General features: G+C 46.9%; 21 protein-coding genes. 8 read left to right on the top strand and 13 right to left on the bottom strand.

Translation table 11 applies throughout. The features are described 5' to 3' along the window. Positions 1-5 precede the first annotated feature (5 nt). Together glcD and MST20_RS16990 are read left to right on the top strand one after the other, a co-directional pair. Positions 6-1,418, top strand: coding sequence for a glycolate oxidase subunit GlcD (gene glcD, locus MST20_RS16985; RefSeq protein ID WP_243943682.1), 1,413 nt, complete (start codon positions 6-8; stop codon positions 1,416-1,418). Further along, a complete protein-coding gene (locus tag MST20_RS16990) occupies positions 1,415-2,737 on the top strand; it encodes a (Fe-S)-binding protein (RefSeq protein WP_243943684.1) in 1,323 nt (440 codons plus the stop codon). The genes glcD and MST20_RS16990 overlap by 4 nt, the downstream gene beginning before the upstream one ends. Positions 2,738-2,796: 59 nt before the next feature. On the opposite strand, the gene MST20_RS16995 is transcribed toward MST20_RS16990, so the two are convergent. After that, positions 2,797-4,512 carry a serine hydrolase gene (locus MST20_RS16995; RefSeq protein WP_243943686.1) on the bottom strand — a complete coding sequence of 572 codons (1,716 nt, stop codon included), beginning with the start codon at positions 4,510-4,512 and terminating at the stop codon, positions 2,797-2,799. 170 nt (positions 4,513-4,682) lie between these two features. On the opposite strand from MST20_RS16995, the gene MST20_RS17000 reads away from it, so the two are divergent. Both MST20_RS17000 and pepF read left to right on the top strand, forming a co-directional pair. Continuing rightward, positions 4,683-4,952: a GlsB/YeaQ/YmgE family stress response membrane protein gene (locus tag MST20_RS17000; RefSeq protein WP_165425953.1), complete on the top strand. Its 270-nt coding sequence runs from the start codon at positions 4,683-4,685 to the stop codon at positions 4,950-4,952. A gap of 112 nt (positions 4,953-5,064) precedes the next feature. Next, positions 5,065-6,900, top strand: coding sequence for an oligoendopeptidase F (pepF, locus tag MST20_RS17005; RefSeq protein ID WP_243943688.1), 1,836 nt, complete (start codon positions 5,065-5,067; stop codon positions 6,898-6,900). A gap of 22 nt (positions 6,901-6,922) precedes the next feature. Here the strand turns inward: pepF and MST20_RS17010 are convergent, their stop codons facing one another. Beyond that, positions 6,923-8,422 carry an amidase gene (locus MST20_RS17010; RefSeq protein WP_243943690.1) on the bottom strand — a complete coding sequence of 500 codons (1,500 nt, stop codon included), beginning with the start codon at positions 8,420-8,422 and terminating at the stop codon, positions 6,923-6,925. A 100-nt stretch (positions 8,423-8,522) separates the two neighbouring features. Here MST20_RS17010 and MST20_RS17015 point away from each other — a divergent pair, with 100 nt between their 5' ends. Next, positions 8,523-8,975, top strand: coding sequence for a GNAT family N-acetyltransferase (locus MST20_RS17015; protein WP_243943691.1), 453 nt, complete (start codon positions 8,523-8,525; stop codon positions 8,973-8,975). A 132-nt stretch (positions 8,976-9,107) separates the two neighbouring features. Here MST20_RS17015 and MST20_RS17020 read toward each other — a convergent pair whose 3' ends face one another. Together MST20_RS17020 and MST20_RS17025 are read right to left on the bottom strand one after the other, a co-directional pair. Beyond that, positions 9,108-10,238 carry a type II asparaginase gene (locus tag MST20_RS17020; RefSeq protein ID WP_243943692.1) on the bottom strand — a complete coding sequence of 377 codons (1,131 nt, stop codon included), beginning with the start codon at positions 10,236-10,238 and terminating at the stop codon, positions 9,108-9,110. Positions 10,239-10,396: 158 nt separating this feature from the next. Next, positions 10,397-11,566: a M20 family metallopeptidase gene (locus tag MST20_RS17025; protein ID WP_243943693.1), complete on the bottom strand. Its 1,170-nt coding sequence runs from the start codon at positions 11,564-11,566 to the stop codon at positions 10,397-10,399. A 125-nt stretch (positions 11,567-11,691) separates the two neighbouring features. On the opposite strand from MST20_RS17025, the gene MST20_RS17030 reads away from it, so the two are divergent. Continuing rightward, a complete protein-coding gene (locus tag MST20_RS17030; RefSeq protein ID WP_243943694.1) occupies positions 11,692-13,092 on the top strand; it encodes a YfcC family protein in 1,401 nt (466 codons plus the stop codon). Between the two features lie 618 nt (positions 13,093-13,710). After that, entirely contained in the window at positions 13,711-14,787 is a 1,077-nt protein-coding gene (locus MST20_RS17035; protein ID WP_243943695.1) for a DUF4352 domain-containing protein, read from the top strand. Between the two features lie 272 nt (positions 14,788-15,059). On the opposite strand, the gene MST20_RS17040 is transcribed toward MST20_RS17035, so the two are convergent. From MST20_RS17040 to MST20_RS17050, 3 genes are all read right to left on the bottom strand, one after another. Beyond that, a complete protein-coding gene (locus MST20_RS17040; RefSeq protein WP_243943696.1) occupies positions 15,060-17,144 on the bottom strand; it encodes a class I SAM-dependent methyltransferase in 2,085 nt (694 codons plus the stop codon). Positions 17,145-17,231: 87 nt separating this feature from the next. Further along, positions 17,232-17,972: an SDR family NAD(P)-dependent oxidoreductase gene (locus tag MST20_RS17045; RefSeq protein WP_243943698.1), complete on the bottom strand. Its 741-nt coding sequence runs from the start codon at positions 17,970-17,972 to the stop codon at positions 17,232-17,234. Beyond that, positions 17,956-18,372 carry a tautomerase family protein gene (locus tag MST20_RS17050; protein WP_243943700.1) on the bottom strand — a complete coding sequence of 139 codons (417 nt, stop codon included), beginning with the start codon at positions 18,370-18,372 and terminating at the stop codon, positions 17,956-17,958. Before MST20_RS17050 ends, MST20_RS17045 begins: the two co-directional genes overlap by 17 nt. Before the next feature lie 109 nt (positions 18,373-18,481). Between MST20_RS17050 and MST20_RS17055 the strand changes: the two genes are divergently transcribed. After that, positions 18,482-19,381: a LysR family transcriptional regulator gene (locus MST20_RS17055; protein WP_243943701.1), complete on the top strand. Its 900-nt coding sequence runs from the start codon at positions 18,482-18,484 to the stop codon at positions 19,379-19,381. A 57-nt stretch (positions 19,382-19,438) separates the two neighbouring features. Here MST20_RS17055 and MST20_RS17060 read toward each other — a convergent pair whose 3' ends face one another. The 6 genes from MST20_RS17060 to MST20_RS17085 form a co-directional block, all read right to left on the bottom strand. Then, positions 19,439-20,809 carry a sensor histidine kinase gene (locus MST20_RS17060; protein ID WP_243943702.1) on the bottom strand — a complete coding sequence of 457 codons (1,371 nt, stop codon included), beginning with the start codon at positions 20,807-20,809 and terminating at the stop codon, positions 19,439-19,441. After that, complete coding sequence (locus MST20_RS17065) at positions 20,800-21,462, bottom strand: response regulator transcription factor (protein ID WP_243943703.1); 663 nt, start codon at positions 21,460-21,462, stop codon at positions 20,800-20,802. The genes MST20_RS17060 and MST20_RS17065 overlap by 10 nt, the downstream gene beginning before the upstream one ends. A gap of 20 nt (positions 21,463-21,482) precedes the next feature. Further along, on the bottom strand, positions 21,483-22,253 hold the full coding sequence (locus MST20_RS17070; RefSeq protein ID WP_243943704.1) for a lantibiotic immunity ABC transporter MutG family permease subunit: 771 nt from the start codon (positions 22,251-22,253) through the stop codon (positions 21,483-21,485). A 1-nt stretch (position 22,254) separates the two neighbouring features. Further along, complete coding sequence (locus MST20_RS17075) at positions 22,255-23,013, bottom strand: lantibiotic immunity ABC transporter MutE/EpiE family permease subunit (RefSeq protein ID WP_243943705.1); 759 nt, start codon at positions 23,011-23,013, stop codon at positions 22,255-22,257. Beyond that, positions 23,010-23,726 carry a lantibiotic protection ABC transporter ATP-binding protein gene (locus tag MST20_RS17080; protein WP_243943707.1) on the bottom strand — a complete coding sequence of 239 codons (717 nt, stop codon included), beginning with the start codon at positions 23,724-23,726 and terminating at the stop codon, positions 23,010-23,012. Before MST20_RS17080 ends, MST20_RS17075 begins: the two co-directional genes overlap by 4 nt. Before the next feature lie 120 nt (positions 23,727-23,846). Next, positions 23,847-24,914: a YecA family protein gene (locus MST20_RS17085; protein ID WP_243943708.1), complete on the bottom strand. Its 1,068-nt coding sequence runs from the start codon at positions 24,912-24,914 to the stop codon at positions 23,847-23,849. Positions 24,915-25,444 lie beyond the last annotated feature (530 nt).

The raw sequence follows: 25,444 nt of genomic DNA on the forward strand, positions 1-25,444 counted from the left end.
CATACATGATTTCCTCACAAGTGAAATCCCAGTTGATTGAAATTGTCGGCTCTGCCAATTATGACGATTCGAACGCCGGACGGCTCGTCTATTCTTATGATGCGACACCCCAGTTTCAATCGATGCCTGACGCGGTCATAGCCCCGCGCAGCACAGAAGAAGTATCGCAAATCGTGAAAATCTGCAACACGCACCGCATTCCGATTGTGCCGAGAGGTTCAGGTACAAACCTTTGCGCCGGCACATGCCCGACTGAAGGAGGAATTGTCCTCCTGTTTAAGCATATGAATCGAATTTTAGAAATTGATGAAGAAAATTTAACAATAACCGTTCAGCCCGGCGTGATCACGCTTGATTTAATTCACGCCGCTGAAGAAAAGGGATTATTTTATCCGCCCGATCCGAGCTCGATGAAGATCTCGACAATCGGCGGCAACATCAATGAAAACTCGGGCGGCCTCCGCGGACTGAAATACGGAGTGACCCGCGATTATGTCATGGCGCTTGAAATCGTTCTCGCAAACGGGGACATCATCCGCACCGGCGGCAAGCTCGCCAAAGACGTTGCCGGCTATGATTTGACGCGTCTTTTCGTCGGTTCGGAAGGAACGCTCGGCATCATTACTGAAGCGACATTAAAACTGATCCCGGCACCCGAAACAAAAAAAACCGTCCTCGCCCTCTATCAAGATATCGACTCTGCAGCCCAAACGGTTTCAAATATCATCGCACACAAAATCATTCCAACGACGCTCGAATTTCTCGATCAGCCCACGATTCAGGTGATCGAAGACTTCGCGAAAATCGGCCTTCCCGTCCATGCCAAAGCGGTTCTCCTAATCGAACAGGACGGCACCGAGGAAGCAGTCCGCCGTGACATTGCCGTGATTGAAGAGATTTGCAAAAAAGGAAATGCTGTGTCCGTTCAAACCGCGCAAACAGAATCTGAAGCGGAAAATCTTCGGGAGGCCCGCCGCACCGCACTTTCCGCTTTAGCCCGTTTAAAGCCGACGACCATTCTGGAGGATGCCACGGTCCCGCGCTCTGAAATTGCCGAAATGGTAAAAGCGATTAATACGATCGCCGAAAAGCACCAAATATCGATTTGCACATTCGGGCACGCAGGCGACGGCAACCTTCATCCGACCTGTACGACAGATGTCAGAAACAGCGAAGAAATGAAACGGGTCGAACAGGCTTTTGAAGACATCTTTAAAAAAGCGGTTGAACTGGGAGGAACAATCACCGGAGAACATGGGGTCGGCGAAATGAAAGCCCCCTATTTGGAACTGAAGCTGGGCAAAGCGGGAATCGCTGCCATGAAGGCAGTAAAACAGGCGCTGGATCCAAACAGCATTATGAATCCCGGGAAAATATTTGCGAAAGACTCCCGCAAGCGGGTGGTGGTGACAAAATGACAACAGCTAACGAAAGAAAGGTCATTGAACAGCAGTTTAAACAAAGAATGGACGAGGAAGAGCTGCTGAATTGCATGCGCTGCGGCTTTTGTCTGCCGTCATGCCCCACCTATATCGAATCCGGTTTTCAGGAAAGCCATTCACCGCGCGGACGGATCGCGCTCATGAAAGCGGTCGTCGACGGGACGATCGAGCCTGATGAGGATGTCGAACGGTCACTCGAGCTTTGCCTCGGCTGCCGGGCGTGTGAACCTGTATGTCCGTCAGGCGTAAACTACGGGCGCTTGCTTGAAGAAGCGAGAGATATTATTCAGCAGAACAAAAAACACACCCTTCCGGTTAAAGTGCTCCGCCGCGCGGTATTCAAAGGGCTTTTCCCCCATCAAAACAGAATCAGGGCGCTGACCGGAATACTCGGCGTGTATCAGCGTTCCGGCATGCAAAACGTGATTCGCAAATCGGGCTTACTTCGTCTTTTGCCGGACCATCTCGCGAAAATGGAGGCGGTTTTGCCGAAGGTTCCCGATATGAAACAGCTGAAAAAACGGCCACACCTGCTCCCTGCGATCGGAGAGAGAAAAAAACGGGCAGCCTTTTTCTCGGGCTGCCTCATGGATACGTTGTTTTTAGATACGAATATGGCAACCATCGAGCTGCTGCGGCTGGCCGGCTGCGAGATCATCATTCCCGAACAGCAGACCTGCTGCGGCGCCCTCCACGGACACAGCGGCGAAAAGTCTGAGGCCACCCTGCTCGCAAAACGAAATATTCAGGCATTCGAGGATTCACACGCGGACTTTATCGTGACAAATGCAGGGGGATGCGGAGCATTTTTAAAGGAATATGATCATCTCCTGAAAGATGACTCTGAATGGCGGGAACGGGCAGCGGCTTTTACAGGGAAACTGAAAGACTTTTCTTCCGTCCTGTTGGAGCTGAACTTTGATCAGCGATCCCTTGAACTGCCGCAGCAAATCGTCACCTACCAAGATTCATGCCATTTGCGAAATGTCATGAACACCTCCGCCGAGCCGAGACACCTTATCCGCAGCATCAACGGCATTGAATTCAAGGAAATGAAAAATGCCGAAAGCTGCTGTGGATCAGCCGGTATTTATAACATTGTCGAATCCGAAATGTCGATGAAAATTCTTGATACAAAAATGGAAGCAGCAGCAGCGACCCGGGCCGCTACGATTGTTACAGCTAATCCCGGATGTCTGCTGCAAATGAAGCTCGGCATTGAACGAGCGGGGCTTACAAACCGAGTGAGAGCCGTTCATCTGGCGGATTTATTACTGGAAGCCGTCCTGGAGTGACCAGGCTGGCTCACACCTGTATATTTCTCGGGAAATAAATCGAAATATGTCTTCTGCTGCTATTTCCGGACAGCAGGAAATTCTCCATTCGGCTGGATGAAGCGCAAACCTGTTACCTGTCCGGAATCGCCGGCTTCGAACCGGACGCTGAAACCCGGCAGATTTTTGATTTGAAATGTCAACTCACGGTAAGGCTCAAGTTCGTAATCAGGCTGACCGGGCAATGAAACCCAGAGCGTCCGGTTGTTTCTGAATGACACAACGACATCTGTTCCGTCTTCCAATGCATATTCGCCCGTTAAAGAAGCAAGAAATTCAGGATCGTACAACTGCTGATCCGGCTTCCTGACAAATTCGATTTCTCCAGCGCCTTCCGCCATTTCAAACGGTACGGAAAGGCGGCTGATATGCCCGTGTATATCAGCGCTGAAAGATGAGAGCATCGCCATCTCCGTGAGCGGCATTTTCATCTCGAATATATTGTAATGATAATGCTTCAAAGGCATCGCAAACGAATTGAAGAGCGCCTGTAACATACCGTCTTTAAGCTCTATTTTGATTTCTCCGTAGCCGGGGTGTTCGTATACACCTGTGTAGTCCTTCAGGGCATGAGAAGGATTCGTTCCTTCAATTTTGGTAAGATCCGCGTTTCGATCCACCCCTAAAGCCGCTTTCATTATTTTTTCCGCCTCGCCTTTCAGCCGGCCGTTCCAATCGATCTCTTCCAATCCAAGCAAACGGTCAAAAATATTGTACGCCAGAACATTTGGGAGAAAGCTGCCGTTCATATTTGTCAAAATGGCAATCCCGATTTTTTCATAAGGCATGAAAGCGACAAGCGATGAAAAACCGTCAATATTTCCGCCATGATGAATCATATGACGGCCCCGGTACGGTTCAACAAACCAGCCGAGCCCATAGCTGCAGACAGGAAGTTCCTTCGCTTTAAGAATGGAGTCGCAGGAAATGCAAGGCGTATGCAGCTCATGAAGGCTTCCCTCTGATAGAACACCGCTGAATTTGTCGCTGCCAAGCTGAAGCAGCACCCAATTTGCCATATCCAAGGCATTGGAATTGATCGATCCAGCCGGCCCGATCACATCGATATTGCGAAAAGGAATTTTTTCAACTGTTCCGTTTTTCTCTTGATATGGAAAAGCAAAATCGGAAAGCTTTTGCATATCTTCGACCGAAAAGCTGCTCGATGTCATATGCAAAGGTTTGAAAATCCGCTCATGAACAAACTCCTCCCATGTCGTTCCCGCTATTCTTCCTGCAAGATAACCGGCCGTCATGTACATCAGGTTCTGATACTGCCATTTTGATCGAAAATCCAGATTCGGCTCAAGGTAGCGGATCCGTTTGAAAAGCTCTTCCCTTGAAAAGGAAGAATTGTACCACATCATTTCGTGTCTTGGGAGGCCCGAACGATGGCACGCCAGATCACGGGGCGTCATCCGTTCAGTTGCCACCGGATCATACATCTTAAACTCCGGGAGATATTCCCTTACCGGCTTGTCCCATTCCATTTTCCCTTCATCAGCCAAAACCGCCATCGCCGCCGTTGTAAATGCCTTGGAAGCGGAACCGATCGCAAATACCGTTTCCGGGTTTACTTTTAATTTCCGTTCTTTATCCCTGAATCCAAATCCTTCCGCCATGATGATCTCGTCTTCCTTAATGACCGCAACAGCGGCTCCGGGAACGTTCCACTCATTCATCTTTTCCATGGCAAATGCCCGAAAGTCTTTTAATTCCTTTATAGGCTGTCTCATTTTACTCTCCTCTCTTGATTTAAGCGTCTTATGCCTGTTCCAGGTGTCCGTATTCCATACGTTTGTTCGCCCTAATGGTTTCATTTAGAAAAAAATTGTATATTTATTCTCGCATTCCAAAAGATAGGTATAAGGCTGAAAATGTCTAAAAAACAAGGAGGTATTGTTCAATGTTTGGATTTATTTGGTCATTGATCATCGGCGGAATTTTAGGCTGGCTGGCCGGCCTCATTATCAGACGTGATGTACCAGGAGGAATCATTGGAAATATTATCGCGGGATTTATCGGTTCATGGCTCGGCTCCATGATTTTGGGACGCTGGGGTCCGACGATCGGCGGATTTAATATCATTCCGGCCCTGATCGGTGCGATCATTTTGATTTTCATCGTCAGCCTTGTCATGAGAAGCATGGGCGGACGAAACCGCAATGCTCAATAAGCGGGCGATTTACGACGGTTTCATTAGAAGCCGTCGTTTTTTATTTCATTCTGCTGGCGTCTTTTATATAATTAATTAGAAACACGAAATATTTTCAAGGGGAGGCTGTACATTGGAAAAAATGGCAGAAAAAAGACCGAAGCGCTCTGAGGTGCCGCAGGAACTGACTTGGAATCTTACTGATTTATTTTCTTCTTATGAAGATTGGGAAGACGCACTTGTGAAAATTGATGAAGATCTCGTATCCATCGGCTCATTTAAAGGAAGGCTACACGAAGGAGCTGACGTGTTGCTCGATTGTTTAATGCTGCAGGAGAAACTGCTAGAGCGCCTGGTTCGGGCCGCCGCCTATACTCACCTCAGAAAATCCGAAGATTTGACAAACCCCGTCAACCAAGCCGACGCTTCAAGGATGGCCGCGCTTCAAGCAAAACTAAACGCCGGGCTTTCATTTATCCAATCGGAAATTCTCGAATTCCCCGAAAATCAAGTGGAGACGTACATAAAAAGTGAGAAAGGACTGGAGCCTTTCAGCAAAATGCTGACCGAGATCATGGAGCGCAAGCCGTATAAGCTTGCTCCGGAAACAGAGGAAGCGTTAGCCGTTTTAGGCGAAGTGCATGATGCACCGTACAAAATTTTCGGGATGGCGAAGCTTGCGGATATGCAATTTTCACCGATTCAGGACCGGAACGGCAATGAGCTGGCCAATTCGTTCGCGTTATATGAAGGAAAATACATGTTCTCTCCTGATGCCCATATTCGCAGAACCGCATTTGACTCCTTTACAAATACCCTGCAAACATACAAAAATACGATTGCCGCCGTTTATGAAACAGAAGTCAAAAAACAGGTCGGCATGTCAAGGCTGCGCGGATATCAATCCGTCACCCACATGCTTCTTCAGCCGCAAAACGTCACGCTCGAAATGTACAACAACCAGCTTGATGTGATTAAAAACGAACTTGCACCTCATATGCGCAAATATGCCGCTTTGAAAAAACGCGTATTAGACATTGACGACTTGCGCTTCTGCGATTTGCAGGCTCCGCTCGATCACGACTTCAGTCCAAAGACGACTTACGAACAGGCTAGCCGCATGATCTTAGACGCTTTACAAGTGATGGGGCCGGAGTACGCGGAAGTCATGGAAACCGCCTTGACTGAGCGGTGGGTTGATCTCGCTGACAACATCGGCAAATCCACGGGTGCGTTTTGTTCAAGTCCGTACGGAGTGCACCCCTTCATTTTGATGACATGGACGGATACGATGCGGGACGCCTTTACCCTTGCCCATGAACTCGGTCATGCCGGGCATTTCTACTTGGCAAACCGCAAGCAGCGCATCATGAACGTCAGACCGTCTTTATATTTCATTGAAGCGCCTTCTACAATGAACGAAATGCTTCTCGCCCAGCATTTGTTTTCCAAAACAAATGACCCGAAAATGAAGCGCTGGGTCATCAACCAGCTGATGGGCACGTATTACCACAATTTCGTCACCCATCTGCTTGAGGGGGAATATCAGCGGAGAGTCTACGAACTCGCCGAACAGGGATGCGCACTTACCGCCTCCGTACTGTCTGAACAAACCACTGCCGTGCTGTCCGAATTCTGGGGCAGCGGAGTGAAGCTTGATGAAGGAGCAGGTTTAACATGGATGCGTCAGCCGCACTATTACATGGGGTTATACCCTTACACCTATTCAGCCGGGCTGACAGCATCGACGATCGTCTCGCAGCAGATCAAAGAAGAAGGCCGCCCTGCCGTCGAGAGATGGCTGAACGTTTTAAAAGCAGGCGGTACAATGAAGCCGCTGGACCTGTTGAAACGCGCCGGTGTTGACATGTCGACGGATCAACCGATCCGCCGGGCAGTTGCGTATGTCGGAACATTGGTTGACGAGCTTGAAAAACTGTACGACACAAAAGAAGACCGGCCTGATTAACGGCCGGTCTTCTTTTATACGGTTACAGACTGCCAAACATCGGATTGCCTTTCATTCCGATCCATAAGTCTGATTGCTCTAATAGATGTGCGGTGCGAAGCAGCCAATGTTCCTTTCCTTTCGGAGCCGTCACTTGAACGCCCAGCGGCAAACCTTCATTTGTGAGGTGGACCGGGACGCTCATTGCAGGCTGTCCGGTTAAGTTGGCAAGCTGTGTAAATGGTGTATATGTCAAGCTTTTCAAAAACATTTGATAAATCAGCGACTGCTGCTCGTTTTTTTCCAGCTCACTCACTTTCAGGAGCGCTTCGGCTTCTTTTTCGGTATGCGTAAGCTCGCCGACCTTTGGAGCAGGATAAGCCGTTGCCGGGGTTACATACAGATCATAGGTCTCATGAAACGCCGCCATTTGTGCAGCTGCTCGATCCCAGGAAGCAAGGCTTGCCGTAAATTCGGCTGCCGACACTTTTTTGCCTGCTTCATTAAGCACCCATGTGACAATTTCAACATCCTGAACAGTGATCGCTCTTCCAAGCGTTTTTTCCATTCCCAGAATCATCGCGGAAATTTCGCCGCTGTTCATTAAATAATAGTTCTCCATTAACCGGAGTCCGTCAACGCCGTTCGTCTGCTCTTCAATGTGGTGTCCCTGCGCTTCCAGCCATTGAACGGTGCGGCGGACGGCTTGTTTGGCTTCATCACTGACAGGTGTTCCGACGGGTGATTCTACAGAAAATGCGATGTTCAAAGGGCGCTCCAGCCCTTTTTTCATATCCTCTTCATAATGGCCCGGGAATAAAGGCGTTTGAAAAGCGGCTTCAGGCTGAACGGTTTGCAGAATATCAAGGAGCGCAGCGCTGTCCCTGACCGTACGTGACAATACAAAATCGATCGATGCCCCCTGCCATTGCCGCCCGACGCCCGGTCCTACAGGCGTTCTGCCCCGGGTCGGCTTCAAACCGAATAGCCCGGTAAAGGAAGCGGGAATCCTGATGGAGCCTCCCCCGTCACTGGCCCCTGCAAGGGGAACGATTCCGGCCGCCACCGCAGCAGCGGAACCGCCGCTTGAACCGCCGGGTGAATAATCGGTGTTCCAGGGATTTCGAGACGGCCCGTATAATTCAGGCTCAGAAATATTTTTCAATCCGTATTCGGGCGTATTCGTTTGGCCGAGAAATAAAAAACCGGCGCCGCGCAATTTAGCGACGAAATTCGAATCGCGCTTTGGTTGATAAGATGAAAGCAGCTTGGCGCCGGCTGTAAGAGGTTCCCCTTTCAACGCTTGGGAGATGTCCTTTAAAAGGATCGGCACCCCGGCAAACGGCTGCTGTCTGATATCGAGCTGTTTGCATTCATGTTTGACTTGCTCTTTTCTCGTCCGAACGACCGCATTCAGTTCTGGATTGACTTCTTCAAGGCGGGAAAAAGCAGCGTCGATTAATTCGTTCACCGTTACTTCCCCATGTTTGATAAGCTTAGATAAAGCAACTGCGTCATGCTTCATATAGTCAGATATATTCATATCAGTACCTCACTTTACTGTTCGCTTGTGTTTACTATTGTGCATGAGCCTTTTAGGGATTTCAATGTTTTCAGTTTAGATCAAAAAGGAGATGAGTGAAATGAATATTCGGAGGTTGCATCCGGAACATGAACCGCCGCTTGATTTACTGTTGACGGCAGACCCTTCCGAAAAACTGGTTATCGATTATCTCAAACGGGGACAATGCTATACAGCAGAAATCGACCGCCGGATTGCCGGTGTCTATGTGCTGCTGCCGACGAGACCTGAAACAGCCGAGCTCGTCAATATCGCCGTCAAAGAAGATCTGCAGGGAAAAGGAATCGGCAGACAATTGGTTATGCATGCGATTGAAACGGCAAAATCACAAGGATTTAAGACGATTGAAATCGGAACCGGGAATTCAAGCATCGGCCAGCTGGCGCTCTATCAAAAATGCGGATTTAGAATGACCGGCATCGACCGCGACTTTTTCCTGCGACATTACGAGAAACCGATATACGAAAACGGCATGCGCTGCATCGATATGATCCGTTTAGCGCTCGACCTGTAAAAATCCCAAACCGACTTATAGTTTTGTGATTTTGTCACCTTTTCAGCGTGACCCGCGACCCTTGCAGACCTGACAACGAATCCGAGGGTTTGTCGACATGCTTAAGCCGCCGGGTTCTCCGGCGGCTTCTCGTCAATATTCATCAAAATAGGACTGGATCTTTTTAGGATCATCTGTTTTGGTCAGCGCCAGCATCAGCAAAATCCGGGCTTTCTGCGGGTTCAAAGAGTTGGAAGCCAATATGTTTTCCTTTTCAAGATCAGGGTTGGGCGTGACGACCCCGCTGCCGGTGCGTGTGGAACGCACGACTGCCGCCCCTTTTTTCACCGCGGCCATTGCCCCTTTTTTCGCCTCGTCGGAGACTGAACCGTTTCCGCTTCCCGCATAGATAATGCCTTTCGCTCCCGCCTTGATTGCAGCGTCAAACAGATAGCGGCCGTCGTTTTGATACCCGTATATGATGTCGACTTGAGGAAGCTGATTGATCTTGGAAATATTAAAATCGGTATCTTCCGTATGCTTTTTCGTGATGTCATTATGAAAATAGATGTCGTCGGCAATATTGCCGAGGTAACCCATTTCTTCCGACTTGAAAGTGTCAGGAGCTGTCGTATGGGTTTTCGTCACATATCTTGCAGCAGCAATCCGGTCATTCAGCACCACCATGGTTCCTTTCCCGTGAGCTTCCTTGCTCGCAGCGACCTTTACGGCATTGTACAGGTTGGCAGGTCCGTCGGCTCCGATCGCTGTGGAAGGCCGCATGGATCCGACCACAACGACGGGTTTATCGCTTTTGAGGACAAGGTTTAAAAAATAAGCCGTTTCCTCCAAGGTGTCCGTTCCGTGAGTGACGACAATTCCATCGACATCATCGGAAGCTAAAAGCTTCGCTGCGCGCTTGCTCAATTTCAGGAGCGTTTTGTTGGTCATATTCTGGCTGCCGATGTTTGCCACTTGTTCTCCGCTGATATTCGCGATATCCTTCATTTCCGGAACGGCTTCAATGAGCGTATCAATCCCGACTGCGCCCGCTTTATAATTGGTCGTCGACGTTTTGGACTGATTCTCTCCGGCAATCGTCCCCCCTGTAGCCAAAATTCTTATGTTGGGCAGACGCTCATTTCCTTGGGCAGTCTTAACTGACGCAGTTTCAGTTTTCGCCCGGACCTTTGTTTCATTTTGAGATTCGCTTGAACCGGAGCACCCGGCATTGATTAAAAGCAATAAGCCTAACACAATAAACAACATTCGTTTTTTCGTCATGTTTGATCTCTCCCTGCTGCGAAATCCGCTGATATATATGTATTTTCTCTTTCATACCAGTTTAAAGTGCAACCATCTGCTGTCTATTCATGTGTTAGATTTTCTTCTCTGTTTTTTGCATTAAAAAGAGGGAAACCTCGTTTCCCTCTTTGGACCTTCTATTGTTTTAATAGGTTGAACTCTTCCTTTACTTTTTTCAGCAGCTCTTCATTTGTGAGCACATCATAGGCGGTGAATGCCATAGATTTTGCGCCGAGCATTAAGCCTTCGAACCCTTGGCTGCTCATGGCTGCCTCCCGAAACTCGGGTGTGTGGCACGCGTACGGCTCATCGCAAATTTGTACATAAGGATGAATGGAAGGTGCGACCTGGCTGACATTCCCCATATCAACCGAACCTCCTCCGTCCGCTTTTTCATGAATCGAATCGGGATCGACGCCCAACTCGATCATGTTTTGTGTAAAAGCGTCTGACAGCGTTTCATTTGTTTTCAAATCATCGTAAGACAGCTCGTAAAAAGAGCTCTCAAGCCGGGCTCCAGTCGCAAGTGCGGCTGCTTTCGCACAATTTTTCACTTTATCGAGCAGTTCATTGACATAAGCCCGTTCCGTTCCTCTGACATAAAACTGAGCAACCGCATAATCCGGTACAACATTTGCCGCTTTCCCTCCCTCCGGAATAACCCCGTGAATCCGGGCATCAGGGAGAATGTGCTGTCTGAGCGCATTAATGCCGTTGAATGTCTGAATGACGGCATCGAGCGCATTGATTCCTTCGTGAGGCGCTCCCGCCGCATGCGAGGCCTTTCCGAAGAATTCGAATTGAATCGCATCCATCGCCAGCGATGTCCCGCTTTTTTCATGCCTGCAATACGGATGAACCATCATAGCGGCATCCAAGTGATCAAAAACCCCTTGTTCGGCCATGGTTACTTTTCCGCCTTTCGTCTCTTCAGCAGGCGTTCCGTAAACATACACTTTCCCTCCGCACGATGCGATGACTTTGCTGACGCCGATTGCGGCGCCGACCGCCATCGTGCCGATCAAATTGTGCCCGCAGGCATGGCCAAGGTCAGGTAATGCATCATATTCAGCCATAAACCCGATGGCAGGGCCGGGACGGCCGCTGTCAAATTCGGCCGTAAACGCCGTCGCAAGGCCGCATGTTCCTAATTCCACCTGAAAACCGTGTTTTTTCAGCTCCTCGGACAGAATCTTCGCAGCTTTGAATTCTTCATGCCCCAGTTCAGGATGATTGCCTAGATACTGGCTGATATGCAGCAGCTCGTCACGAATATGTTCAATCTCTTTCTCAATTTGTTTTTTCACAACGGTTCTCCCTTCTCTATTACCGAAAGTTCTTTTCCAGGGTTGACAAAGTAAAGTTCATATCCTCAAAATGTTTAAATATATAATTCTATGAATATTAATACATTATAAAGGAGACGAACGGAATGAGCAATGGCACCCCCCAGAAAACAAAACTGCACTTCCCTCATACTTATGCTTTGATTTTTTTCATTATCATTTTAGCTGCACTGGCTTCATACTTCATTCCATCAGGAGAATTTGAGCGGGTTGAAGAAGACGGCCGAACGGTTATCGTGCAAGGGAGCTACACACAGACTGACACCGGTCCGGTCGGTTTTTTCGAGATGTTTAAAGCCATACCGGAAGGCATGATTCAATCGGCGGATATTATTTTTTACATCTTTTTAATAGGCGGAGCTTTCGGCATCATTCATCAGACCGGCATGATTCGCGCCGGTGTCCATGTGCTGGTGCAGCGCTTGAAGAAACGCGGCTTCCTCCTGATTCCCGTCACCATGTTCGTCTTTTCCATCGGAGGCGCAACGATCGGTTTGTCTGAAGAGACGATTATTTTTATTCCGATCGGCATCGCTGTTGCAAGAGCGCTTGGCTATGATTCAATGACCGGGCTTGCGATGATTTCCCTTGGCGCGGCAGCAGGATTCACCGGCGGCATGCTGAACCCGTTCACAGTCGGAATCGCACAGACAATTGCGGAAGTCCCTGTGTTTAGCGCCCTCGGTTATAGATTGGCCGTTTATGCCGCCATGCTCGGTTTCTCCATTTTTTATGTGATGCGGTACGCCGGAAAAGTCAAAGCGCACCCAAATACCGGTTTGATGTATGGAAGTGAAACAGAGATGAATGAAGAGACTGCCGCAGGACACGCCGACCTTTCTTTCACCGGCAGACACGGCCTCGTCCTGCTGATTACAGCATCGGGATTCGCCATCAATATGTTCGGTGTATTTCAATGGGGGTGGTTTTTAAGTGAGCTGTCGGCCGGGTTTCTCATCATCGGCTTTGCCGCCGGCCTTGCGGGAGGACTCGGCATCAACAATACCTTCCATTCATTTGTCGACGGTATGAAACAGGTTGTATACGGAGCGCTGATTGTCGGCTTCGCCCGTGCCATCGTCATCGTATTGGAAAACGGACATATTATCGATCCGATCATCAACAGCCTTGCTTCAGCCATCAGCTCACTTCCGAACGAAATCAGCGCCATCGGCATGTTCGCCGTGCAAATCGTGATTAACACATTTATTCCATCCGGAAGCGGACAGGCAGCCACAACGATGCCGCTTATGTCTCCGCTGGCCGATTTATTGGGATTCGAACGCCAGATTGCCGTATTCGCGTATCAATACGGAGACGGAATCACCAACTCCATCATCCCGACCTCCGGTGTATTGATGGCTTCGCTGTCAATCGCAGGCGTCCCTTATGAACGCTGGGTCAAGTTTGTCTGGAAGCTGATCGCAGGCTGGATCATTATCGGCGCTGCCGCAATTGTTATCGCCATGATAATCGGGATTAAGTAAAAATCCGGGTCTCCAATATGCAGCCGGAGCCCCCGGCTGCATTCCCCATAAAAACCTCCATCTCCCTGACCATAGAAAAGCCTTAAACCATCAAAACCGGCGTTTCTGCGACGATTGATCTACTAAATTTTAAGCTCAGGTTAAGGAAACCCGAAAACGGGACTTTTTATCCACGTAGTCCAATTTCAAAATTCATCAACAAAATGGCGGATTCCAAACAAAACAATTATATTTTTCACCTGTTCTGACTTGTCTTGGCCAAAGTGAAAAATGGGTAAATCTCAATAAAATGCACCGTTTTGTAAGTCATTAGTTTTAGTCTCTTCATACTATCCAAAGTTTGAAAACATGCCTAATCTTGCAAAACATTGACCAAAATTAGTATTTAACACCTATTTATTATTGATTCTTCAAACCTTAAAATGAGTGATGTTGTTTCTGTTTTTTTAAAGAAAGTAAGGAAAAAGAAAGAATTATAATCAAATTTTCACTGTTAGATAAATGAAATGACCGGGACTTGAGTAAGATTTGTCCCGTTGAAGGGCCTTTTTACCCTGACCATCTCATTCTTTTCATTTACATAACATTGAAAAAAATCAATAAAAAAGGAGACAGACCATGCGAAGTAAAAAGTTTTTTCTAATGATGCTTTTGATGATTGTAGCAGTCGTGTCAACAGCCTGCGGAGGCAGCAAAAGTGCGAGCGGAGAGAAAGAAGATACGAAAAAAGCAGATAATGCAGAAGTTAAAATCTTAAGCTCCGAATATACGCTTCCGGATGATTCGTCAACAAACCTGCACGAAAATGAACTTATACTAAAGATCAATGTTTCCGTTAAAAATACAGGAAAAGAACCATTGATGGTTGATAAAAGCCAATTCAGCCTTTACGAAGGCGACTCAAAAATGTCGGACGTCAGCGTATATGATGAAAGAAACAAGAGACTTAGCTCTTCCACGCTGAATTCTGACAAGGAAGTCGACGGAAATATCTATTACATCGTTGAAAAGGGCAAAAAGTTTCAGCTTGAATACACACCTGACATGTACGGTGAAAACAAAGCCGATCCTGTCAAATTCGAGATCGACGGCGGCAGCGATGATTTGCTGAAAACGGCCAAAAAACTTGAAGATCCGGCAAAAGCTTTGCTGGCTTACACAGACGTAACGATTTTCGGCAAAGACAATAATAACTTTGATAAACTAATCGACGAAAACAAGCGTGAAGTCGTCACTGATTACCTTGAAGGCGCTCAAAAATCAATCGTTCGCTCTTTAGGATATTATGATGAAGAAGATGTCGATAAAAAGAAATTGAATAAACTGATCAGCGCCATCCAAAACGCTTATCAAGAAAAATCCAAAGTCAAAGCAGTTACAAAATCAATTTCAGGCGATGAAGCAACTGTCGAAGCAACCGTTACACCAATCGATAATTCAGATGTCCAAAAGAGAGTGAAGAAAAGACTGGAAGACTATGTGAAAGACAGCGGCAAAAACTTCATGTCCCGAGATGAATTGATCAATCCTGCGATTGACATCATGAGTGAAGAAATCAAAAAAGCAGAGGCGACTTCAAGTGAGAAAACCGTTGAAGTTAAACTTGAAAAATCAAAAAATGACAAATGGAAAATGGATGCTGATAATTACAAGACCGAACAATACTTCTCAAGCTTCCTTAAAAGCAACAACTAAAAAAAGCACCCTAGTGGTGCTTTTTTTAGTTGTTGACAAAATCCCAAAACGGCTCTTAGTTTTGGAATTTTATCATCCTTTCAGCGTGATTGAAAACCCTTGCAGTCTAGGAAGGCCGAGCATCGGAAGCTGACTTTCACAGGATGTGATGACGGCGGCGTTCAGGCAGGACGCCTGGGCGGTTAGCCGCTGATCCTTCTCCTATTCGTGAGCACCGACGCGCAGGCCTGACAACGAATGCGAGGGTTTGTCGACACGCTGAAAAAAGCACCCTAGTGGTGCTTTTTTTCAATTACAATAAAACAAGTGCTGTCCGGCAGCGGCACGCGCCGGCCGAGTCGGTCTGTCAGCTCGATTTTAGGGTTAAGGTGTTCTTCATACCCTTCCTGCACATAGTGTTCGAACACAAGAATGTTCGCACGTTCCCCCAACTCTTTCTCAATACAGCGCCGGAACTCAGACGGCGTAAAATAGCCGAATTGCTCCTGCACTTCGTGCGGATAGGCTTCTTCTCCCCAAGTGTATGTATAGAGGAATTCCATCGCGTCATTCACAAACAGTACGGCCGCATCCTTTTCAGCCTCAAGAATGTGCACCTTTCTCCCTTTAAAATCATGGACATACCGTTTCAAGAAATTCATTCCATCCGGGTCTTTAAAACGAATCCGCCGCGTTTCCTCTTTGTTTTCGGTCATGATTCCGTCCCTGATGATGATTCTGCCTCCCCGCTTCAGAATATCAAAGGAGCTTTTTAACGCTTGTGCAATGACGAGATGATTAAATTGTTTTCCTTCATACGGAATGTATGAAAACAATTCGTGCAATATCGATGAAAATACGATCGTGTCGACGCTTTCCTGTTCGAAGTACTCAGGAAGATCCAACGCATCAGCCTGTTTCACATGCCACGGCTTATGTTCGCGCACTTTTCTTTTTTGGAGCTCCTCAATGACATTGACGGAAAGGTCGATGCCGATGACCTCTGCTTCAGGATGCTGGTCTGTCAGCAAATCGAGCATCACGCCGCCTCCGGCTCCGATGTCGAGCATTCTTTCTCCAACAGCATAATCGGCAATCTTCTTTTTATAATCTTCGGCACCGTTCATATCAGACAGATAAGCCGCTTCATTTTGCAGCCGGTCAAACGAATCCTTGCGAAACTCAAAAAAATCATAAAGCAGCACGATCGCCCGTTCATATAAAGGCGATTTCTCCGCTTCCTGGCAAAATTCAATCAGCTTCAGTCCGGCCTGCGAAAACGAAAACGTGACGCCGACAATCTCGGAAGCCTGATCAAACGGCTGCACAGCAAGCGAAACGTGTTCATTTACAGGCACCCCGCCGTAAAGCAAATCGCTGATCGACATCTCTTTTAAGCACGCTTCGATAATCCGTTTTTTATAAACATTCGTATGCCGCACACCCTGGTAATCGCGGTACATGTCCTTCATCAGCGGCTCAAAGCTGATATGCTTGACTGATAAAGGATTGACAGAACGAAGCACGAGCAGAAAGATTTTGACAAACTCTTCAAAACTGAACGATGACAAGGCGGATTCCACATACCATAAATCGACCCGCTGAAAGAAGCGTCTCAGCGCATCTTCCGCCGCATGTTCCCTCAAAAACCGCTCGTACCGGCTGCTGTCTTCGCCGGAATCGAGCGCCTGTCCCCGCAGTTTTCTGATCCTTTCCGCAAACGGCCAATCTTTGTTTCTTTCTCCTGTGCAGATTTGGCCGATTATCCGCTTCACGTCACGTTCAATCGATTCCCAAAGCGCCGGCGACACCCCTTCAATGATACATTTGTTCAGAACGTACAGAACCCGCCTGATGTCGATGTGCTGAAGGTCGGATGCTTCAATCCAATCGATAAGTGGAGTGAATTGGCGATACCTTGTTTCCCCGCGGATATACTGTCCGACGAGTCCATGCGTCAAAATCAAAATATAGATGAGTTCTTCAATATCCTGCCGCGTCGGCATATACGCCTGTCTTCGATCAGCATAAATCTGCGCCGACCCGATATTATGGATCGCGAGCTGAAAGCCTTTCTCACGCCATTCCTTTCTTTTATGAGGCTGGCCGCACTTAGCCGTTTCACTCCATATGAGAACCTCTTCAATGATTTCTTTTTCCCGCTCAGGGATGTCCGCTTTCTCCAAGATGGAGAGCGTTTGTTCCACATAAAGAAACACGGGATTCTGAGGCATTTGCTCCAGCGAAGATATCCGCTCCAGATTGACATTTTGTTCTTCAGTTAAAACGAGATACTTGAGCCATTCGGCATCCCGCAAAACATGATAATCTCCGCTTTTTACTTTTTCAATGGCTTCTAACGATTGTAAACGTCTCATCCGTTCTTCCCTCTTTTTTCTATTTCGATATGACTCATCATAAGGTAAATGGTTTCATATAGAAATAGGACAATCGGCTTATAATCGCTATAATGTTTGGCCGCAGTCCGCCGTTAAGATTTGACCCGTAACCGTTTCTTGTTCGAGCAGCGCGCAAATGAGCAAGGCGATATCTTCCGGCTCTGCGATCCGTTCAAGCGGGAGCTTTTGGCTGAGCCGCTTCATTTTCTCTTCATTCCCCTCCCACCATCTCGTCGATACAGCGCCAGGTGCCACACAGCTGACCCTGATATCAGGAGCGAGCGCATGCGCCAATGATTTCGTCAAACCGTGGACCGCCGCTTTTGACACGGCATAGGGGAGCGAAGAACCTGAGCCCGTCAGCCCGGCGATGCTGCCGACATTTACGATCGCACCTTGTTTATTTTGTTTCATTAAAGATGCCGCCGCTCTCGCGCAATAAAACATCCCTTTGACATTTACCGCATACAGTTCATCCCAGACTTCTTCAGAAGCTCCATCCAAGTCATCAAGCTCGATATGCCTGGTGATGCTTGCATTGTTGACGAGCAGATCGACGGTGCCGAACTCGTGCACAGCCCGATCAAACATGTCTTGAACTTCACTGATCTTAGAAACATCGGCTTTCACCGCGACCGCGCGGCCGCCTTGGCTTTCAATCATCCCAACCGTCTCTTCAGCCTCCGCTTCGGAACGCGAATAGTTGACAATAACCGCCGCGCCTCGGTTTGCCAAAGCGAGCGATACCGCTCTGCCGATCCCAGTGCCTCCTCCTGTGACAAGGGCTGTTTTATTTTTCATTTCCATTTTTCATCACTCCCTTTTCAACTGATGCAAGCTGTGCTGTTCCATTCCCAAACGACCAGTTCTCTTTCACGTTTTCGGCCGCAATGATCATGACGTCCTCTTGGCGGATGCCGGCGTTTTTTTGTAAACATTCTGCAATGCGTTGATACAGAGCCAGCTTTTTTTCGACCGGTCTCTCTTTCATTGTGATGTGAATATAGATCAAGTCTTTCGTCCGTTTGATATTCAAATAGCCGGGATCGAAAAAGAACTCTTCCTCATCGTGCTGGGTGATGACCTGAAAATAATCGTCTTCCGGAACATCGATCGTCTCCGTCATCGCCTGGTGAACCGATCTGCTGATCCGGCGAAGCTCTTCTTTTGATCTTCCTTTCAAAAGATCCATCCTGACAAATGGCATATATTCATTCCTCCTTTGTATTGTTTAATAGTGTATAACGGTTATATCATTTTGTATAATTGAATCATTTGAAGGATTCATTCAATTTTATTGAACTTGAGGTGACGGGATGGATTTTAAAACATTAAAAACGTTTCATAAAATCGTGGCTTGCGGAAGCTTTAACCGCGCGGCTGAAGAACTGAATTATGCGCAGTCCACAGTCACAATGCAAATCAAAAAGCTCGAAGAAGACCTCGGCATCCGATTGCTCGAGCGGGGAAAAACATTCCGACTGACTGAAGCCGGCAGGCTTTTTTTTGAAGAAAGCAGCCATATTGTCAAAAATATGGATCACCTTCAACATCATATGGCCGACTTATTGCTTGGCGAAGCGGGAAATATCCGTTTGGGAGCGGTCGAACCGATCGCGAGCTGTGAATTGCCGCGGATTTTGGGAAGATTTTTAGCGGATTATCCGAAGATCCGGGTTTCCGTAGATATCGCCAACTCGTCGGCATTGGGGGAACGGCTTGTTCAAGGCAGCCTGGATCTTGCCGTCTGTTCGACTCCGGCAATGGGAACTGATCTTTATTTTGAACCGCTATATGCTGAAGAGCTCGTAGTGCTGCTACCTGAAGGACACCCCGCCGGAAACAATGAACGCATCCATCTGAAGGATCTCAGGGAGCACCGCCTGCTGATCACGGCCAACAATTGCACCTACCGGAAGAAAGTCGAAATCGCGTTTCAGGAGCTGCCGGGGAGCCAAATGAACACGATGGAGATCGGAAGCATGACCGCTTTGAAAAACTATGTTGCCGCTGGACTCGGCGTCGCCCTGATTCCGAAAAGCATCGTCTCCCCTCCTCCTCCCGGAACGATTGTCCGGTTCATCGGCGATGACCCGATCAGCGTAACCTTCGGCATCCTTTGCAAAACCGCGTCTTTCCCGCTGAAACAAGCGGATGCAAAGCTGTACCAATTTTTGAAACAGGAACTGGGAGAACCGAAAAAACCTTCCGGATGATGCCGGAAGGTTTGTGATTATGAGAATGACGAGATATGGAATGATGATGATCTGGTCTCAGAGGGGGATGGTCACTTGTACCTGTCCGCCCCCCGCTTCACCGTTTTGAATCGCTAAATCGCCTTGATGAAGCTTGACAACACGAAGTGCAAAGGTAAGTCCCATACCGTAATGTCCATTCGATGTCCGGCTTTTATCTTCCATATAGAAAAGCTCGGCAGCTTTCTGCAGGCCTTCTTGAGAAAATCCTTTTCCGCTGTCAGTGATGGTAAAAATCAATTGATCAACCGTACACACAGCTTCAAAATCGATTCTCCCGCCTTCCGGTGTGTGATCTGCGGCGTTCGTCATGATGTTCATCAACGCCCGGTGAAGCAGCTGTTTGTCAAACAGTGCTTTTTTTCCTTCAAGGTTTTGTTCTTTCAACACAATGTCAATCGATTTATTCCCTATGTATGCTTCAGTGTCATTGAGAACACTTTCGACTAACGGTTTCACAGCACTTTCTCTATATTCGATATGTAATGCTTCCTCCGTTTTTGATAAATGGATTAATTGGTCAATGTACTGATCGATTTTTTGCCCCGCATCAAGTATGTATCTGACATATTCCGACTGCTCTTGATTTTGCGGTGATAAGCTCAGCAATTCCGCATTACCTTTAATAATGGTCATTGGAATTTTAATGTCATGAGCCAATGCGCCGATCTGTTCTTTTTTCGTTTTCTCTAAATGCCACTGTGCGCGGAGGGAGGCTTGAAGGGCATTCCTCATGTCTATCAGGGAACAGATCACATGATCAAATTCCTTAATATTCGAAAACTCCGGAGTGAAATTTAAATTCTGTTTTTTAATTTGCTCAGCGATAGTGTTCAATGTTTGAAAATGGCCTTTTAACCTGTTTGCAAATCGGGTTGTCACCGCAAAAACGACCGTAATTAGAAGCAGAATGATGATGCATAAGCTTGTCAGCTCATAGTTCGGGAGAAGCCGTCTCAGCATGGGAGACCGAAACTCGGCGCGCAAAGGATACTCCAACACACAATACTCGTCTTTGCGCTCGATGATCATATAGCCTTTTTGACTTAAGGTGACATACGGCCTGTTCTCTATTTTTTTCCGTACAATTGAAAGATTCGTTTCTTTCATGTTTCCCGCTGTCTTTTGTTTCGACTTTTTATCCAGTATGGCGTACAGCATCGTATCGGGTATCATGTCTTCCGTTATCCGTTCAGCCGATTGAAGCTTGGGCTTAAGTTTTTCAGCTTCGATTTCATTGTAGTTGGCAGGATAAAACAGCCCTGCATTCATTCCGATCATATTGATCAAAACAAATAATCCCGTGATGGCGATCAGGCAGAAACTCAAAGTGAGCATATATTTGATCAGTTCTCTGCGCAGCGTCTTTTTTTTACGGATTATTCCCATCTGTACCCTACGCCCCATACCGTTTTGATCGGATCTCTATCGTGTTCTTTGCATTTTTTCCGAATCGTGCGGATAAATTCGGTTATCGTGGAGTATAAAGCATTGCCTTCCAGCCCGTATACATGATCATAAATTTCCTCTCGTGTAAAAGTTCGTCCTTTATGCTGAGCCAAAAGCTCACATATTTTAAATTCATTTTTTGTTAAATTCAGCTTTTGATCATGTATAAATACTTCTTTGCTGTCAAAGTGAAATAAAAAGCCGGAAATCACTCGTTTAGTTTCGTGTTTCTCTCTCCTTTCCCTTCTCAAGTGTGCATTTACTCTCGCACTGAGCTCAAGAACGCCAAAGGGTTTTGAAATATAGTCGTCTCCTCCAGTCAGGAGGCCCTTAACGACGGCCTCTTCCTCAGTCTTAGCGGTGAGAAACAGGATCGGACAATCTACCAGCGGCCGGATTTTCTCGCATAATTCAAATCCGTCCATCCCCGGCATCATCACATCAAGCAAAATTAAATCATACCCTGAAAACACGTCGAGAGATTCGGCGCTAACTTGACTCAATGTATGAACTTGATGCTGATCGCGGCGCAAAATATTTTGTATGAGTACAAGAATATCTTTCTCATCATCTACTGCCAAAATGTTCGCCACTTGCTGACCACCCTTTTTCATTATTCATAAGCTTTTCTTCCTTCCCAGCGGATAAACCAAACGATGCTTAGAGCGAATACAGCTATTATAGCAAACACCATGATGAAAGCCCCCTGCTTGATTTCCCCGTCTAGAACAGAACGCAGAGACGGATCAATTTGGACAAATCGGTCAATCCCCTTATACCCTGTCAGCCTGATTCCCCATGCCCAGGGATTATATTTCCAAATGACATCGCCCAATCCCGTATTCATCAGTGCTGTCATTAAAAGGCCAGCCCCGCCTATTAAAATCGAAGCCCCCATTCCAAATATGCAGCTGATCAAAAAATAAATGAAATAAAGTGTGACACTTCCGGCTGCCAGCCATGCCCCAGCCTCTAAAAAAAGGGCGATTGTCAGGTTCGGCACATGAAAAAGAACTTTGAGCCCCAATACATAGAGTCCAATAGCCAAAAACACCGCACACAAGTTCATGAACAGAAGCAGTGTGACTTTGCTTAAATAAGCCGTTAATTTGGGCGCCGTGCCGCCCAACAGCACTTGAAAACGGCCTGCCTGCTCCTCTAATGAAGCCGTCATTCCGCACACCATTCCAATCAGAAGCGGCAGGGCAATCGCAATCGCCTCAAAATACGTGCGATATAATTGATATGGATCATGTTCCCTGTTATAGAAATAAAGCAGAAAAACACCCGCACAGATAACCGGAACGGTCAAGTGAAGCCAAATAAAAGATGTGCGCTTTGTTTTTTGAAAATCAGCCGCCAGGCATCTGAAAAATAGCAACAAATCAAACCGCCTCCCGTTTTATCGATTTGCGATCAACGGCAGGGGAAAAAGACCGCCTGGTCAGACGCGCCAAAATAGCAAATAAAACAACAGATAGAACAACAGCCTGAGGAACGACTGCCCAGCTTGTTAATGGATCGCCATTTTCAAGAGGCACACCGTTTGGATGGATGCCAATTGTCGGGCACATGACCCTGATCGGCCAGCTCCACGGATTCAACCACCACAAAGGACTTGTTGCCGAGATGATGCCCAACACGATACTGCCCAGCATATTGAACAAAACGGCAGATATAAACCCAAATTTTCGCGCTATCCATAAACAGATGGGGATCTCCCACAGTGTCGTGAGCCAAAGCAGCAGGTTCGCGGCAATGACTGTCAAATGAATGCTCGAAAATTGAGGAATGACAAACTGCATCACAACCATGAACCCTAAAAAAACAGCTTGAGACGCTAAAGAATAAAGCGCAATGACGCTTATTTTTGCAGACCAGATCATATGTAAATGTACGGGAGAAGAAAAAATGCCGTTATAATTCGACGCTTTCGTTTCTTTCTGGTGTGATAATGCACAAAGCAATGCGATCATAACCGGCATCAAGATGACTGACCACCAATTATACGTACCTGCTACAAAGAATCCCGGATTCATTAAAAAGGCGAAGCAAATATTAATCAAAGGAACAATGAAGATCATCTTTCTCGAAAATGTTCTTTTAAACTTCAGGTTTTCCGCTTTTACATAATATCCGATCATTGTTCTCCGCCTTCTTTCCCCCGCGTTGATTTGACGACATCCATAAAAAGCCGCTCGAGATCGTCCCCCTTATTGATTTCCCCCTGATATCCGAGGTATCCTCCGCTGATAATCCCGATATGGTCTGCGATCTGCTCGACTTCCGACAGAATGTGGCTTGATAAGATGACCGTCATCCCTTGCTTGGGAAATGACCTGATCAGTTCCCTCAACTCTTGTATACCGATCGGGTCAAGACCGTTCGTAGGCTCATCAAGTATGAGTAATTTAGGGCGATTTAAAAGGGCGATGGCGATCCCCAGCCTCTGCCTCATCCCCATAGAAAACTGCCCCGCCTTTTTCTTTCCGGCATGATGCATATCAACGGTTTGAAGCACCTCTTTTATTCTCGCATCCGGAAGACCCAATAATGTGGCATGCACCTTGGCATTCTCGTAGGCTGTTAAATTATCATACAGAGGCGGGGATTCTATTAAAGAACCGATGTCTTTTAATACAGACCTTTTCCATTTCCGCCCCTCAACCAAAATGTCCCCGGCCGTCGGGTTTAAGATTCCGATTAAAAGTTTTAAAGTCGTTGATTTTCCTGCTCCATTCGGTCCAAGCAGACCGTAAATACTGTTCTTTTTAACTGACAGTGAGACGTCTGAGACCGCTTGCGACCTTCCAAACTTTTTTTGAAGATGCCTTGTTTCCAATAGAATTGTACTCATCTTAATCTCTCCTTGTTTGATCTGATCGGTACCGCTATCTTAAAATACCTTTCTCAAGATTTAATCAGAATCAAACGCAAAAAACCTTCCGGTTCCCCGAAAGGTTTAGCGGCCTTTGCCTTAAGAAGGCATAAGCTCAAGATGATGGTCAAGTTCGTCCTGCAGGACGGCTTCAATATCTTTAAAACGATTCGATACAGTCGAAGCGCTGACACCGTATTTTTTTGCAAGCTTCGCCTGGGATATCGATTTTTCCGATTTGGAGATCGAATTGATAAAATACTCCAAAGCAGCTGCAAAGGCTTCTGTTTTCTTGATGACCGGCGCTTTTTTGGCACAATACGATTTCCAAAGGCCGACCGCCCAGGAGACAAATGATTCAGAATATCCTTCGTCAAGCATACCTTTCTCAAAGACAAGCGCTGTTTCTTTTTCCATCTCATTGGCCCATTCGATGTCTTCCGACCCTTGTTCAGACGGTGCACTCTCTTCCTGCCGGCAAAGCTGCATTAATACATGATGAAAATCCTCTCGCATCAGCTGTTCTTTTGTCCCGCCTTCTTCTGTGAAACGGCTTAAAGCCTCGTTTAACCTGTCTTTGAGAGCATCCGCCATTTTTGCAGGATAGATGGTGAATTGTAAGAAGAACTCGGTATGGCTTCCGATCTTGATCGGAAAGCCGAGCACATACTCGCCTACAAAAGGCCCTTCCCGCTTCACATTCATCCTTATGGTGAGCTCTTCATTTGTTACAGCATCCTCAAAGCGAATGCCGCCATCTGTTATATGTTTCACACGCAGCAGCGCAGGGGAGAGGTCTTTCCACGATTGAACAGCTTCCTTAGTCTGCGATCTGAGAATCGAAGAACCCTTTTTCTGTAAAAAGTCTTCGAAAATCGTCAGTCCTCCGTCTGCCAACGGCCGGGAAAATACTCCCCACACGCCCAGATTAAAAACACATATCTTTTGTGCAGACTGATCCAAGTCTGACAGAAAAGAATACTGATTAAGAAACTGATCGATTGTGTCTTTATGTTCCGTAAAAGCGAATTCCATGACGTCTTTCTGGATTTGTTTCAATTCCTGCACCGCGACAGCCGGAAACGCTCCCTCCGCTTTGCCGCAGCACTTTTTATATTTCAGCCCGCTGCCGCAGGGGCAAGGCATATTTCTCTTTACTTTTCCCACGTTTAAACCTCCGTATCTTATACTACAACTTATTTATTTTATCAAAACTTTCAGGAGGGGGAAATCCGATAATGAAAATCAGTATGATTTAGCTGAAAAGTAAAATTTTATAAAAGAGAATAAAAGATTGATTTAAAAATAGAAAAAGAGACTATAAAATGGTCAGATTACACTTTTCATCCGCATTGATATTCGGAGACGGGTCTCCTGAGGTCGCTGCAGCAGCACTGCTGATATACGTTTTGTATCCGCTTTGATGCCGCTGACAAAGCTCCGGGGCACAATTGAAAAAGCAATTTTTAGAATTCGCATCGTTTCTGATGATACAGGCCGACGGATGAAGCTTTGGCAGACTTTCGTGCGCTGCATCGTCTCATAGGCGCATATCGCTTTCGGTCTGCTGTATTTAACCGTCGTTTTTTCAGGAACGAAACAAGCCGGCCACGATTTTGCGGCTAGAACATATGTCATGAAAACGAGCGACACGGAGTAAACTACCTTTATTCAATGAAGCGTAGAAAGGAGGCAAG

Origin of the sequence: Bacillus sp. B19-2 (assembly GCF_022832475.1) — a bacterium.
In the GTDB taxonomy this organism is placed as follows: domain Bacteria; phylum Bacillota; class Bacilli; order Bacillales; family Bacillaceae; genus Bacillus; species Bacillus paralicheniformis.